The organism is Nonomuraea sp. NPDC049480 (assembly GCF_044465905.1).
Lineage (GTDB): Bacteria > Actinomycetota > Actinomycetes > Streptosporangiales > Streptosporangiaceae > Nonomuraea.
Genome location: NZ_JBITMD010000001.1, coordinates 692,521 through 706,106, shown reverse-complemented (window position 1 = coordinate 706,106; position 13,586 = coordinate 692,521). Strand labels below are relative to the sequence as shown.

Here is a 13,586-nt window from a genome sequence, read left to right as displayed (position 1 = left end):
CGAACCCTCACAAAGGAGTGAGACCCAGATGCCCCTCGACGAGGCCAAGGACGAGCTGCTCCAGCGAGCCGCGGAGAGCTGCGCGGCGAGCAGCGAACACGTGACCACCGAGGAGGCGCTGTCCTTCCTCCGGTTCTATTACCGGCACGTGGCGCCGGAGGACCTGCTCGACCGCAACCCGGTCGACGTGTACGGCCCTGCCATGTCGCAGCGCCAGCTGGCCGAGGTGCGCCCGCAGGGCCGGGCGGTGGTCCGCGCCTACACCCCCACCCTGGAGGAGCACGGCTGGGATCCCGGGCACTCCGTGGTCGAGGTCGTCACCGACGACATGCCGTTCCTGGTCGACTCGGTGACGATGGAGCTGGACCGGCACGACTTCGGCATCCACCTGGTGGTCCACCCGCAGATGCGGGTGCGCCGCGACATGACCGGCAGGATGCTCGGCCGCGGCCAGGAGGACGTCACCGGCCAGATGCTGGTCGAGTCGTGGATGCACATCGAGATCGACCGGCAGTCCGACCCGGAGGTGCTCAGGAGGCTGGAGGCCGATCTCCAGCGGGTGCTCTCCGACGTGCGGCACGCGGTCGAGGACTTCAGGAAGATGCGGGCGCTGGCCGTGCAGACCGCCGAAGACCTGGGCATGAACCCGCCGCCGCTGGAGCCCGCGGAGGTCGAGGACAGCATCGACCTGCTGCGCTGGCTCGCCGACGGGCACTTCACCTTCCTGGGCTATCGCGAATACCGCCTGGAGGACACCGACGAGGGCGAGGCGCTGCGTTCGCTGCCCGGGGCGGCGCTGGGCATCCTGCGCGACGACAGGCCCGGCTCCGCGAGCTTCTCCGTGCTGCCCCCCGAGGTGCGGGCCAAGGCACGCGAGAAGCACCTCATGATCATCACCAAGGCCAACTCCCGGGCGACCGTCCACCGGTCGGCCTATCTGGACTACATCGGGGTCAAGACGTTCTCGCCCGCGGGCGAGGTGGTCGGCGAGCGGCGCTTCCTCGGCCTGTTCACGCACGTGGCCTACAACGAGTCGATCTCCAGGATCCCGGTGCTCCGGCGGAAGCTGGCCGACGTGCTGGACCATGCCGGGCTGACGCCCGACAGCCACGACGGCAAGGACCTGATCGAGATCCTCGAGACGTTCCCGCGCGACGAGCTGTTCCAGACCTCGATCGAGCAGTTGCTGCCGATCGCGCTGGGCGTGCTGCGGCTGCGCGAGCGCAAGCAGGTCAAGCTCTTCCTGCGGCGCGACGACTACGGCCGCTACATCTCCTGCCTGATCTACCTGCCGCGCGACCGCTACACCACCAAGGTCCGGCTGAAGATGCAGGAGGTCCTGCTCAAGGCCCTGGGCGGCAAGTCGCTGGACTACAGCGCGATGATCGGTGAGTCGGTGCTGGCCCGGCTGCACGTGGTCGTGCGGGGCGAGCGGAGCAGGCAGCTGCCGCCGCCGAGCGTGGACGTGGAGGAGCTCGAGGCCCGGCTGGCCGCGCTCACCCGCTCCTGGGAGGACGACCTGGCCGCCGCGCTGGGGGAGATGACCTCGGAGGAGGAGGCGCCGGCGCTCCTCAGGCGGTACGCGTCCGCGTTCCCTGAAGGGTATAAAGCGGACTTTCCGCCCAAGGTGGCCGTCTTGGACCTGCGCCGCCTGGAGGCGCTCGTCGCCGCCGGCGATGACGACGAGGTCGGGATCAACCTCTATGAGCCGTACGACGCGGCCGAGGGGGAGCGGCGGCTCAAGATCTACAAGATCGGCTCGCCCATCTCGCTGTCCCATGCCCTTCCGCTGATCCAGCGGCTCGGGGTGGAGGTCGTGGACGAGCGGCCGTACGAGGTGGACAGGGACGGCGACCCCGGCACCAAGAACGCCTGGATCTACGACTTCGGCCTGCGCTACACCCCCTCCGACGAGGTGGACAGGAACGACTTCAAGCGGCTCTTCCAGGACGGGCTCACCGCCCTGTGGAAGCAGCAGGTGCAGGCCGACGACTTCAACGCGCTCATCCTGACGGCCGGGTTGCGCTGGGAGGAAGTGCAGATCCTCCGGGTGTACGCCAAGTACCTCCGGCAGGCCGGGAGCACGTTCTCGCAGCCGTACATGGAGAAGGTGCTGACCGGGAACGTGCGGCTGGCGCGGCTGCTGGTGAACCTGTTCGAGGCCAAGCTGGACCCCAAACGCTCCGACGACCTGCGGTGCGATCTCGTGGACGCGCTGCACGAGGAGATCCTCGGGGCGCTGGACGAGGTGGCCTCGCTGGACGACGACCGGATCCTGCGGGCGTACCTGGAGATGATCAAGGCGACATTGAGGACGAATTACTTCCAAACCGTAGATGGTCGCCACAAATCGTACATTTCGCTTAAATTCGACCCGCAGGCCATCAGTGTGCTCCCGCTGCCGCGGCCCAAGTTCGAGATATTCGTGTACTCGCCGCGAGTCGAGGGCGTTCATCTCCGTTTCGGGAAGGTGGCCCGGGGCGGTCTCCGATGGTCTGACCGGATGGAGGATTTCCGGACGGAGATTTTGGGCCTGGTTAAGGCGCAGATGGTGAAGAACACCGTTATTGTCCCGACTGGGTCGAAAGGTGGATTTGTCGTCAAACGTCCCCCTGTGGGGGGCTCTCGTGAGGAGCTGCTCGCCGAGGGCGTGGCCTGCTACCGCACGTTCATCTCGGGCCTGCTGGACATCACCGACAACCTCGTGGACGGCAAGGTCGTGCCGCCGCCCGACGTGGTCAGGCACGACGGCGACGACACCTACCTGGTCGTCGCGGCCGACAAGGGCACCGCCACCTTCTCCGACATCGCCAACGGCGTGGCCAAGGAGTACGGGTTCTGGCTGGGCGACGCGTTCGCCTCCGGCGGCTCCGTCGGTTACGACCACAAGGCCATGGGCATCACCGCTCGCGGCGCCTGGGAGTCGGTGAAGTACCACTTCCGGACCATGGGCGTGGACACGCAGACCACCGACTTCACGGTGGCGGGCGTCGGCGACATGTCGGGCGACGTGTTCGGCAACGGCATGCTGCTGTCCCAGCACATCCGGCTGGTGGCCGCGTTCGACCACCGGCACATTTTCATCGACCCCACGCCCGACGCCGCCCGCTCCTTCACCGAGCGGCAGCGCTTGTTCAAGCTGCCGCGCAGCTCCTGGGAGGACTACGATCCCAAGCTGATCTCGCCGGGCGGCGGCGTCTTCCCGCGGACGGCCAAGTCCATCCAGATCACCCCGCAGATGCACGAAGCGCTCGGCATCCCGGCGGGGGTCAACTCGATGGCGCCGAACGACCTGATCAGCGCCATCCTGCGGGCCCCGGTCGACCTGCTGTGGAACGGCGGCATCGGCACGTACGTGAAGGCCACCTCCGAGTCCCACGCCGACGTGGGGGACAAGGCCAACGACGGGCTCCGGGTCAACGCCGCCGACCTGCGCTGCAAGGTCGTCGGCGAGGGCGGCAACCTGGGCTTCACCCAGCTGGCCCGCATCGAGTTCGCGCTCAACGGCGGGCTGGCCAACACCGACTTCATCGACAACTCGGCCGGCGTGGACACCTCCGACCACGAGGTGAACATCAAGATCCTGCTCGACCAGGTCGTCCGCGACGGCGAGCTGACCGACAAGCAGCGCAACCAGGTCTTCACCTCGATGACCGACGAGGTCGCCCGCCTGGTGCTGCGGGACAACTACGCGCAGAACGTGGTCCTGGCCGCCGCCCGCGCCCAGGCCGTGGAGATGCTCCACATCCACGCCCGCTACCTGCGGCGGCTGGAGCGCGAAGGGCTGGTCAACCGGGAGCTGGAGTTCCTGCCGTCGGACAAGACGCTGGCCGAGCGTCGTCAGGCCAGGCTGGGCCTGACAGCGCCCGAGTTCTCCGTGCTGCTGGCCTACACCAAGCTGGTGGCCGACGCCGAGCTGCTGAGCTCCGACCTGCCCGACGAGCCGTACCTGGAGTCGTGGCTGGTGTCGTACTTCCCGTCGGCGCTGCGCGAGCGGTTCCGTTCGTACATGGACGCGCACCCGCTGCGCCGCGAGATCATCACCACCGGCGTGGTGAACGACCTGGTCAACTCCATGGGCACCACGTTCATGCACCGCTTCGGCGAGGAGACCGGCGCCTCGACGCCCGACATCGTGCGGGCGTGGCTCGTGGCGCGGGAGGTTTTCGACCTGCCGAGCTTCTACCGGGCCGTGGAGTCCCTGGACAACAAGGTGAACACCGATGTCCAGATCGCCATGCTCTTGGAGGCCCGCAAGCTCGTCGAGCGCGGCACCCGCTGGCTGCTGGTCAACCGCCGCCCGCCGCTGGACCTGGCCGGGTCCGTGGGGTTCTTCGTGAAGGGCGTCAACGGGCTCGTGGCCCACATCCCGAAGCTGCTCACGGGACCCGACCTGGCCGCGTACGAGGAGCGCCGCGACGCGTTCGTGGCCAGGGGCGTGCCGCTGGAGCTGGCCGAGCGGGTGGCCGCCATGGTGCCCGCCTACTCCACGCTCGACCTGGTCGAGGTCTCCTCCCTGACGGACCGGCCGGTCAACGAGGTGGGCGAGGTCTACTTCGACCTGGCCGACCGCCTCCAGCTGGCCAGGCTCAGGGAGCGGATCATCGCGCTGCCCAGGGACAACCGGTGGAACTCCATGGCCCGCTCGGCCCTGCGCGATGACCTGTACGCCGCTCACGCCTCCCTGACCAGGGACGTGCTCGCCCACAGCAAGCCGGGACTGCCGCCGGAGGAGCGGCTGGCCGGGTGGGCGGAGGCCAACTCGGCGGCCGTCGCGCGGGCCAGGCAGACGCTGTCGGAGATCTGGGAGAGTGACAACTTCGACCTGGCCACGCTCTCGGTCGCGCTGCGCGCCATCCGCACGCTGGTGTCCGCCAGCAACCTCCCGCACACGGGGGCCTAACGGTAGACAAGCCGCCGCAGCAGCAGCTCCGCCGGGCCGCGATGGCCCGCGCGGCGCATGAGGTCCGCCGCCGGGACCGAGACCGCCCAGATGGCGATCGCGATCCCGGACGCGGCGGCGAACCCCAGGTCGTCGCCCAGGTCCAGGGTGAACGGGTAGAACAGCACGAGGAACACCACCGACTGCAACAGGTAGAACGTCAGTGACCTTTGTCCGAGCGCGGCGATGGCGAGGGAGTGCCGTCGCCTGGAGGAGCGGCGGGAGCGGAGCGACCAGAGCGGGGGAAGGCGGCGGCGTCTGGCGACCGAGCCCGCCGAACGCAGTGAGGCCATGGGCATGGCGGTGGTGAGGGGGCCGGGTCCCATGGCCGCGGGCGTACTGGTGCGGCCGCGGTCCGCCCGCGTCGCGACGAGGCCGACGAGGGCGGCCAGGCCGACGCCGCCGGCGTAGCCGGTGAGGGTGTGCGCGAGGACGACGGCCCCGGGCCAGGGGGCCGTCCAGGCGCCGGCCATCAGCAGGGCCCCCGGGAGCCTGCCCACGAGCGCGACGCCGAGGCAGATCACGGTGACGCGGCGCAGCAGGGTCTTGTGGCTCTCGGGCTCGTCCAGGATCCGGCGGCGGGCCGCCCAGATGCCCAGGAGCATGCCCGGCACGACGTCGATCGTGCCCAGAACCGTCTTGAACGGCCACAGCTGGAGGCCGGAGAGGAGATGGGAGCCGAGGTCGGCCGGCATGATCTCGGCCGGCGTGATGGGCACCGCGCCGGCGTACGCCAGGATGATCGGCCCGGAGACCACGAGCGCCGCCGGGACGAGGGTCAGGGCGGCCGTCCAGCACAGCACCGAGTCGCGGGCCCGCACCAGCGGGGCGAGCACCAGGAGCGTCAGCCCGTACACCGCGACGATGTCCAGCGGCACGAGCAGCACCCCGTGCGCGAAGCCGATGACGATCAGCCACCGGCCCCTGCGCCGCAGCAGCCCTTTGAGCGAAGGCCAGTCACCCTTGTGCCGGTACGCGAGCTGCCCCAGCGCGTAGCCGAACAGGAACACGAACATGGGCCGGGCCTGGTTGTGGGCGAGCAGGTGATCGAGGAACGCGGCGACGCCGTCGAGGACGCCAGGGGCCGCGCCGGAGACGAACACCGGCGCGTGCGCGAGCGCGATCGCCAGGAGCATGAAGCCGCGGGCCAGGTCAGGCGCCAGCGACCGGCCGGTCAGTGTCGTGACGGTCATGGCGTCACCCGGCCCGCCGCAGGGCGCGCTCGCGGCGCGCCGCCACGCTCGAACCGGACTCCCCGCGCGCCATCCGCCGCAGCACAATCGGCGCCACGAGCAGGCCGAACACCGCCCAGGCGCCAAGCACGCCGGCGGTCTCCAGGTGCCGCCAGGACTCGCCGATCTCGACCGCGACCGCCGAGTCCGGCAGCAGGGCCGAGCGCATGCCGAGCCCCATCCAGTAGATCGGGAAGATCTGGGCGATCCACTGCAGCCATTCGGGCAGCGCGGTGAGCGGGTAGAAGATGCCGGAGATCCCGATCACGGCGAGGTACGGCAGCTGGATCAGCCCCTGGGCACGGGCGCTGCCGAACACCGAGCCCAGGACCGCGCCGAGGGGCAGGGTCGCCAGCAGGCCCAGCGCCAGCACCCAGGCCAGGGTGGGCCAGGAGGCCGGTCCGATCCGCAGGCCCTCGACGATGAGCATGCCGGGCACGAGGAAGATCGCCAGGTCGGCGAGGAGGCCGCCGGCGACCGAGATCACCTTGCCGGCGAGGTAGGCGGGCATCCCGTGCGGGGTCGCCTTGGCCCGCAGCAGGGTGCCGTCCTCGCGGTCGGCGGTGAGCTGCTGGCTCATGCTGATCATGCCGGTCGCGGCGTTCATGCCGAGGATGCCCGGCAGTGCCAGGGTGCCCAGCAGGAGCCCGCTGGACCCGAACGACATGTCCCGGAGGAAGAACATGGCGGCCACCATCAGCCCGGGCCAGAGGAAGTGCGAGAACAGCTCGGCGCCGTTGGTGAACGACTGCCGCAGCTCGATCAGGCCGCGGGACCAGCCCGCGCGCAGTGCCGTCGTGGCGGGGCTCATCGGGTCGCCTCCAGGGTCGATTCGGCCTGGCGGACCAGGGCGAGGTAGGTCTGCTCCAGCGAGGCACGGTGGACCTCGAGCTCCTGCACGTCGTCGCCGTACTGGGCGAACAGGTCCCGGGTGAGCTTGGTCGAGTCGGTGGTCTTCTCCGCGTAGCGTCGCCCGCCGCGCACCCAGCGCACCTCGTCCTCGCCGGCGATCCGACGCGCGAGCTGGGCGGCCGTGCCGTCGGCGATGATCCGGCCGCCGTTCAGCACGAGGATGCGGTCGGCCAGTTTCTCGGCCTCGTCCAGGTCGTGGGTGGTGAGCAGGACGGTGGTCTCGTGGGTGTCGACCAGGCCGCGTACGAGATCGTGGAACTCGTGCCTGGCCTGCGGGTCGAACGACGCGGTCGGCTCGTCCAGGAAGAGCAGCTCGGGGCGGCCCACGAGACCGATCGCCACGTCCAGCCTGCGCCGCTGGCCGCCGGACAGCGTCTTGATCTTCTTGCCCGAGTGCTCGGTCAGGCCCACCGCCTCGATCAGCTCGTCGGGGTCCCAGGGCCGCGGGATCTCGGCGGTGGCGTACGCGGCGTAGTAGGTGCCGAGGTGGGCCAGGAACTCGCGGACGCGCCATTTGCCGTGGTCGCGCCAGGACTGCAGGACGACCCCGATCCGGGCCCGCCACCGCTCGTCGCCGTGCGCGGGGTCGGCGCCGAGCACCTCGGCCCGGCCCTCCGAGCGGGCGCGGAAGCCCTCCAGGATCTCGATCGTGGTGGTCTTGCCCGCTCCGTTCGGGCCTAACAGGGCCAGCACCTCGCCGTGACGGACCTGGAACGTGACATCGTGCAGGACGTCGACGGCGCCGTAGCGCATGCGCAGGCCGTCGACGTCGAGCACGACCTTCTTGCTCTTCGTCATCATGGAATCTCTCTCCGTGATCGCACGCCCTCGCGCCGGGATCCGAGCCGGCGGGGTTCCGGCGCGAGGGCATGACGCATCGCGGCCCGAACCGGGCCGGAGCGTAAGGAATGGGAAAACGTGAGGGCTAGTCACATATGACTAGCGCCGGGTTACCAACTCTCGTGCGCGAGCGTCTCCCGGACGCGCGCCATCAAGCCGGCCCGATCGACACCCGCCAGGGCGAGCGCGCGGGGCACGGTGCCGATCTCGGTGTCGAGGACGCCGAGCAGCAGATGGGCGGGACGCATGTCTTTCTTGCCCTTGCAGGCGGCGACGCCGCGGTCGAGCGCGAGCCAGGCCGAGGCGCCGAGCTTGGGCGGGGCCTTGGGGTCGCGGCTGGGCCGCGGGAGGTCGAAGGAGGCGAGGGACACTCCGACCGCGCTCAGACTGTGCTCGAACTCCCGGTCCAGCGCCTCCCTGACGGCCTGGCGCCCAAGGCTCGCCGAGGTCAGGACGCGGTGCGCGGCGGTGTCCTCGATGGCGGCGATCGCCAGCAGGAGGTGATGGGCCTCGGTCACGGCGGAGCCGTCCTCCAGGGCCTCGGCTCCTCCTCGCATGATGACGTCCTGGATGTAGTGGTCGATTCTGCTCACTGGCGTCTCCTCAGCGTGACGCCGGCGGCGATGAGCCGCTTGGCGTGCTTCTTGTGGACCGCCTGGCGGGTGACGCCGAGCGCCTCGGCGACGTCGGGCCAGCTCCAGCCCGCGCGCATGGCCTGCTCCACGGCGGCGTCCTCCAGTTGGTCGGCCAGGCGTCGCAGCGCCATGACGGCCGCCAGCGCGTCGGCGGGGTCCTGGGGAACGGGTACGTCTTCTGCCGGCATGCAAGCAACCGTAGTTGACTAAATCGGTAATAGTCAACCGCAGTTGCTAAAGTCAGGTGCCGGAGGCGCGGGTGAGCCCGCCGTGGTGGGCGATGACGGCGGCGGCGGAGGGCTTGGAGAGGGGCGGGACGGCGGTGGCGTACTGATGGGTCTCGACCAGCCGCAACGAGAGCCGCTGCTTCGGATCCTCGAACGCCCACTGGGCCCACGTGGGCACCGGGACCCCTTCGTCCACGGCCGTCTCCGTCTTGGCGGTCGTGGTCGACGTCCGCGACAGCGAATACTGGATCAGCGCTCCGCCGCCCTGTGTGCGCAGCGCGTACACGGGGAAGTTGTCGGCGCTGAAGATCGAGTCGTAGCTGTAGCCCCCGTCCTTGGCCTCCCCTCGCAGGGAAGCGATCTCCTCGGCCACCCCGGTCGTGTACGGCCCCGGCGCCAGGAGCCCCGCCGTGACCCCGGCCGCCCCCGTCTCGGCCACGCTGGCGTGCACGGGCTGCATGAACTGCGGGCTGATCGTGATGGTCTTGTCGTCGGGTGCCATGGCCGTGGCATAGCCCTCGGCGTCCACCTCGATCTCCGGCATCGCCTGGTCCGGCAGGAGCTGGGCTGCGGAGCTGAGCCGCCAGCGGTCCGACTTGGTGAACGTCAGCAGCGTCGGCCGCCCGTCACGCGTCGCCAGCGCGCTGAACCACGGCGCCTTCTCGCTCACGGGGAACCTGGGGATGTAGAGCGTGGGCGGGCCCCACTTGTAGCGGGGCGGCGCGTAGTCGGTCGAGAGGAACGCGGCCACGGTCAGCGGCGACTGGCCGCCGGTCATCAGCCCGTCCACCTCGTACTGCAGGACGCCTTCGAGCAGCAGGCGGCGTTCGCGGCTGTTCACCGCCCGCAGCAGGTCGTCGGTGACGGTGATGTCGGTGAACACCCTGGCCGCCTCGGCCGACGTGATCGCCACCGCGCTCGCGGACGGCGAGGGCGTCGAGGAGGCGGCGACGGGCTTCGTGGGCTGCGGTGCGGCATTGCCGGTGCAGGCGGTCGCCGCGGCCAGCACGCCGGCGGCGAGCGCCAGCACTTTCCGCCGCCCGTATGCACGCACCTCGCCATGTTATTAGGGCGGGCGCAGGTCGCGTACTCTTGGGAGACGTGGCAGCCATCGATCCTGCAGAAGAGATCAACGAGCTCGCGGGCACGGTCCGCAGCATCCAGGACGTGCTCGACCTCGACGCGATGCGCAAGCAGATCGAGGAGCTGGAGCAGCAGGTCGCCGCGCCCGACCTCTGGGACGACCCCGAACAGGCCCAGAAGGTCACCAGCAAGCTCTCGCATCTGCAGGGTGAGCTCAACCGCGTCGAGGGAGTCGCGCGCCGCCTCGACGACCTGACGGTCCTCTACGAGCTGGCGGCCGAGGAGAGCGACGACGACACGCGCGCCGAGGCCGACAAGGAGCTCGAGTCGCTCAAGTCCGACGTCGGCGCCCTTGAGGTGCGCACCCTGCTCTCGGGCGAATACGACGCGCGCGAGGCGCTGGTCACGATCAACTCGCAGGCCGGCGGCGTCGACGCCGCCGACTGGGCCGAGATGCTGCTGCGGATGTATCTCCGGTGGGCCGAGCGCAAGGGCTACTCGACCGAGGTCTACGACACCTCCTACGCCGAGGAGGCCGGCATCAAGTCGGCCACGTTCGCGATCAAGGCCCCCTACGCGTACGGCACGCTGCGCGGCGAGCACGGCACGCACCGCCTGGTCCGCATCAGCCCGTTCGACAATCAGGGCCGCAGGCAGACCTCGTTCGCCGGAGTGGACGTCGTGCCGGTCGTCGAGCAGACCGACCACATCGACATCAACGAGGACGACCTCCGCATCGACGTCTACCGGTCGAGCGGCCCCGGTGGCCAGGGCGTCAACACGACCGACTCGGCCGTGCGCATCACGCACCTGCCGTCCGGCATCGTGGTCTCCTGTCAGAACGAGCGCTCGCAGTTGCAAAACCGCGCCAGCGCCATGAACGTGCTCCAGGCCAAGCTGCTGGAGCGCAAGCGGCAGGAGGAGGCGGAGAAGATGTCGGAGCTGCGCGGCGCGAGCACCACGTCGTGGGGCACGCAGATCCGCAACTACGTGCTGCACCCGTACCAGATCGTGAAGGACCTGCGTACGGGCACCGAGGCCGGCAACCCGTCGGGGGTGCTCGACGGCGACCTCGACGAGTTCATCGAGTCGGAGATCCGCTGGATGCGGCGACAGGAGTCGGGGGCGGCGTCCTAAAGTCCGCTGAGGTGCTTGAGTGCCAGGCTCAACACGAGCAGGGCGACCAGCAGCAGGGCGATGAGAGCGGGGGACAGCCCGGCGAAGCCGTGGTTGTGCATCCGCTCCTTGTTGGCGCGGCAGAGAGGGCAGCGTCCCTCGATCACTGGGTGGGCGCACTGCGCGCATACGAGGTGTTCACAACTCATGACAGCCCCAAGTCTAGCCGCACAATCGTTTTGTTTCCGTTATGGACGTTCCATGCCAGTCTTCCCCCTAGACTGTGCTCTGGCCAATCGGAACGTCGATCATCAGTAAAGCCGACGTCCCCGATTGGCCAGCGGCGGGAAGTGGGCATGTGCCACCCTCGCTTCCGTCCTGACCCCTAGACTGGCATGCCGTGATGCTCTCGTGATCCATTTCGATAATGTCACCAAGGTCTACGCGAACCAGAACCGGCCCGCCCTCGACCACGTATCCGTAGACGTGGACAAGGGTGAGTTCGTGTTCCTCGTCGGCCCTTCGGGGTCAGGCAAGTCCACGTTCCTGCGTCTGATCCTCAAGGAGGAGCGGCCCAATTCCGGCGCGATCCACGTCGCCGGGAAAGACCTGGCCCGCCTCTCCAACTTCAAGGTGCCTCACCTGCGCCGCCGCATCGGCTGCGTGTTCCAGGACTTCAGGCTGCTCCCGAACAAGAACGTCTACGAGAACGTGGCGTTCGCCCTCGAGGTCATCGGCAAGCCACGGCGGTTCATCCGCAAGGTGGTCCCCGAGGTCATCGAGCTGGTCGGCCTGGAAGGCAAGGCACACCGCATGCCAGACGAACTGTCCGGCGGCGAGCAGCAACGCGTCGCCATGGCCCGCGCCTTCGTCAACCGGCCGATGATCCTGCTGGCCGACGAGCCCACGGGCAACATCGACCCCGCGACGAGCATCGGCATCATGAAGGTGCTCGACCGCATCAACAGGACTGGCACCACGGTCGTCATGGCCACGCATGACGCGGCCATCGTCGACTCCATGCGCAAGCGTGTCGTGGAGCTGGAGGACGGCAAGATCGTCCGTGACCAGTCGCGTGGCGTTTACGGCCAGGCGTACTGACAGGGAGCTGTAGACAGAATCATGCGGGCGAACTTCATCTTCTCCGAGGTCTGGATCGGCCTCCGTCGCAACCTGACCATGACGGTCGCGGTCGTCATCACCGTGGCGGTCGGCATGGCGATGCTGGGCGTCGGCTTGATGATCAACGCCCAAGTCGGCTTGATGAAGGGCTACTGGAGCGACAAGGTCGAGGTCTCGGTCTTCCTGTGCAACAAGGGGACCGCCATCCCGGCGTGCAACGGCAAGGCGATCACCCAGGCCCAGACCAAGGCGCTGGAGACCCACATCAAGGGTGTCCCCGGGGTCAAGCAGGTGTTCTTCGAGAACCAGGCCTCGGCGTACGAGAACTTCCAGAAGACCTACGCCTCCAACAAGGCGCTCCTGACCGCCACCAAGGTCGAGGACATGCCGCAGTCGTTCCGGATCCAGGTGGCCAACCCGGACAACTACCAGTCTGTCATCCAGGCCATCGAGGGGCAGCCCGGCGTCTCCCAGGTGACCGACCAGAAACAGCTGGTCGGCCCGTTCTTCGAGATGCTCGACAAGCTCGCCTACTACGCGCTCGCGGTCGCGATCATCCTGGTGCTGGCGGCGGCCCTGCTGATCGGCAACACGGTCCGGCTGTCGGCGTTCAACCGGCGCCGGGAGACGGGCATCATGCGCCTGGTCGGTGCGTCCAACCTGTACATCCAGCTGCCCTTCATCATGGAGGGCGTGATCGCGGGTCTGATCGGCGGAGTGTTCGCGGCGGTCATCCTGATCGTCACGAAGGTCATGCTGTTCGAGGAGCTCGGCCAATTCTTCGGCGATGCGACCGCGCAGCTGGGCTGGGACGCCGTGGCTCAGACGATCACGTTCACCATGATCATCGGTGTGGTCATCTGTATCCTGGCCTCGTTCGTCACGCTTCGCCGATACCTCAGGGTGTAGCCGTGTTCATGGTCGCGCTCGCGACGAACCTTCGTGGGCGTCGCGGGCTCGCCCTCTTCGGTTCCGCTCACCCCTCCGATCGCCGGTAAAGTCGAAGCATGCCACGTGAGACCGGGCGGAAGGTCATCGCCCAGAACAAACGTGCCCGGCACGACTACCACGTCGAGGACACCTTCGAGGCGGGGCTCGTGCTGCAGGGCACCGAGGTGAAGTCGCTCCGCGAGGGCCGCGCCTCGCTCGCCGACGGCTACGCCAGCATCGACGGCAACGAAGCGTGGCTGCTCAACGTGCACATTCCCGAATACACGCAGGGCACATGGACCAACCACGCCGCCCGCCGCAAGCGTAAGCTGCTGCTGCACCGCAAGGAGATCGAAAAGCTCGCCGCCAAGACCAAGGAGGGCGGGCTCACGATCGTGCCGCTGGTGCTCTACTTCAAGGACGGCCGGGCCAAGGTCGAGATCGGCCTCGCCCGCGGCAAGAAGGACTGGGACAAACGGCAGTCGCTGGCGGAGCAGCAGGCCAAACGGGAGATGGCCCGGGCCGTGCGCTACCGCAACAGATGAGA

General features: G+C 68.8%; 11 protein-coding genes. 5 read left to right on the top strand and 6 right to left on the bottom strand.

The genetic code is table 11. From position 1 onward, the window contains the following. Positions 1-28: 28 nt before the first annotated feature. The gene (locus ACIBX3_RS03310; protein WP_397112557.1) at positions 29-4,903 is read left to right on the top strand and encodes an NAD-glutamate dehydrogenase; all 4,875 of its coding nucleotides are present in this window, start codon (positions 29-31) and stop codon (positions 4,901-4,903) included. Here ACIBX3_RS03310 and ACIBX3_RS03305 read toward each other — a convergent pair. From ACIBX3_RS03305 to ACIBX3_RS03280, 6 genes are all read right to left on the bottom strand, one after another. Then, positions 4,900-6,135: a DUF418 domain-containing protein gene (locus tag ACIBX3_RS03305; protein WP_397112555.1), complete on the bottom strand. Its 1,236-nt coding sequence runs from the start codon at positions 6,133-6,135 to the stop codon at positions 4,900-4,902. The two genes, ACIBX3_RS03310 and ACIBX3_RS03305, sit on opposite strands and share 4 nt — an antisense overlap. 4 nt (positions 6,136-6,139) lie before the next feature. Further along, entirely contained in the window at positions 6,140-6,985 is an 846-nt protein-coding gene (locus ACIBX3_RS03300; RefSeq protein WP_397112553.1) for an ABC transporter permease, read from the bottom strand. Continuing rightward, positions 6,982-7,884, bottom strand: coding sequence for an ABC transporter ATP-binding protein (locus ACIBX3_RS03295; RefSeq protein ID WP_397113384.1), 903 nt, complete (start codon positions 7,882-7,884; stop codon positions 6,982-6,984). The genes ACIBX3_RS03300 and ACIBX3_RS03295 overlap by 4 nt, the downstream gene beginning before the upstream one ends. 152 nt (positions 7,885-8,036) lie before the next feature. Next, positions 8,037-8,519 (bottom strand): Clp protease N-terminal domain-containing protein, encoded by a 483-nt coding sequence (locus tag ACIBX3_RS03290; protein WP_397112551.1) that lies wholly within the window; start codon positions 8,517-8,519, stop codon positions 8,037-8,039. Next, positions 8,516-8,749, bottom strand: coding sequence for a hypothetical protein (locus ACIBX3_RS03285; RefSeq protein WP_397112549.1), 234 nt, complete (start codon positions 8,747-8,749; stop codon positions 8,516-8,518). The genes ACIBX3_RS03290 and ACIBX3_RS03285 overlap by 4 nt, the downstream gene beginning before the upstream one ends. Positions 8,750-8,801: 52 nt before the next feature. Continuing rightward, positions 8,802-9,842, bottom strand: a complete 1,041-nt coding sequence (locus ACIBX3_RS03280) for a hypothetical protein (protein ID WP_397112547.1) — start codon at positions 9,840-9,842, stop codon at positions 8,802-8,804. A 47-nt stretch (positions 9,843-9,889) separates the two neighbouring features. Between ACIBX3_RS03280 and prfB the strand changes: the two genes are divergently transcribed. From prfB to smpB, 4 genes are all read left to right on the top strand, one after another. Further along, the gene (gene prfB / locus ACIBX3_RS03275; protein ID WP_397112545.1) at positions 9,890-11,008 is read left to right on the top strand and encodes a peptide chain release factor 2; all 1,119 of its coding nucleotides are present in this window, start codon (positions 9,890-9,892) and stop codon (positions 11,006-11,008) included. A gap of 390 nt (positions 11,009-11,398) precedes the next feature. Continuing rightward, a complete protein-coding gene (ftsE, locus tag ACIBX3_RS03270; RefSeq protein WP_091079803.1) occupies positions 11,399-12,088 on the top strand; it encodes a cell division ATP-binding protein FtsE in 690 nt (229 codons plus the stop codon). Between the two features lie 21 nt (positions 12,089-12,109). After that, positions 12,110-13,018, top strand: a complete 909-nt coding sequence (gene ftsX, locus ACIBX3_RS03265) for a permease-like cell division protein FtsX (RefSeq protein ID WP_397112543.1) — start codon at positions 12,110-12,112, stop codon at positions 13,016-13,018. A 98-nt stretch (positions 13,019-13,116) separates the two neighbouring features. Next, on the top strand, positions 13,117-13,584 hold the full coding sequence (gene smpB, locus ACIBX3_RS03260) for an SsrA-binding protein SmpB (protein ID WP_397112541.1): 468 nt from the start codon (positions 13,117-13,119) through the stop codon (positions 13,582-13,584). The last annotated feature ends 2 nt before the right edge of the window (positions 13,585-13,586 follow it).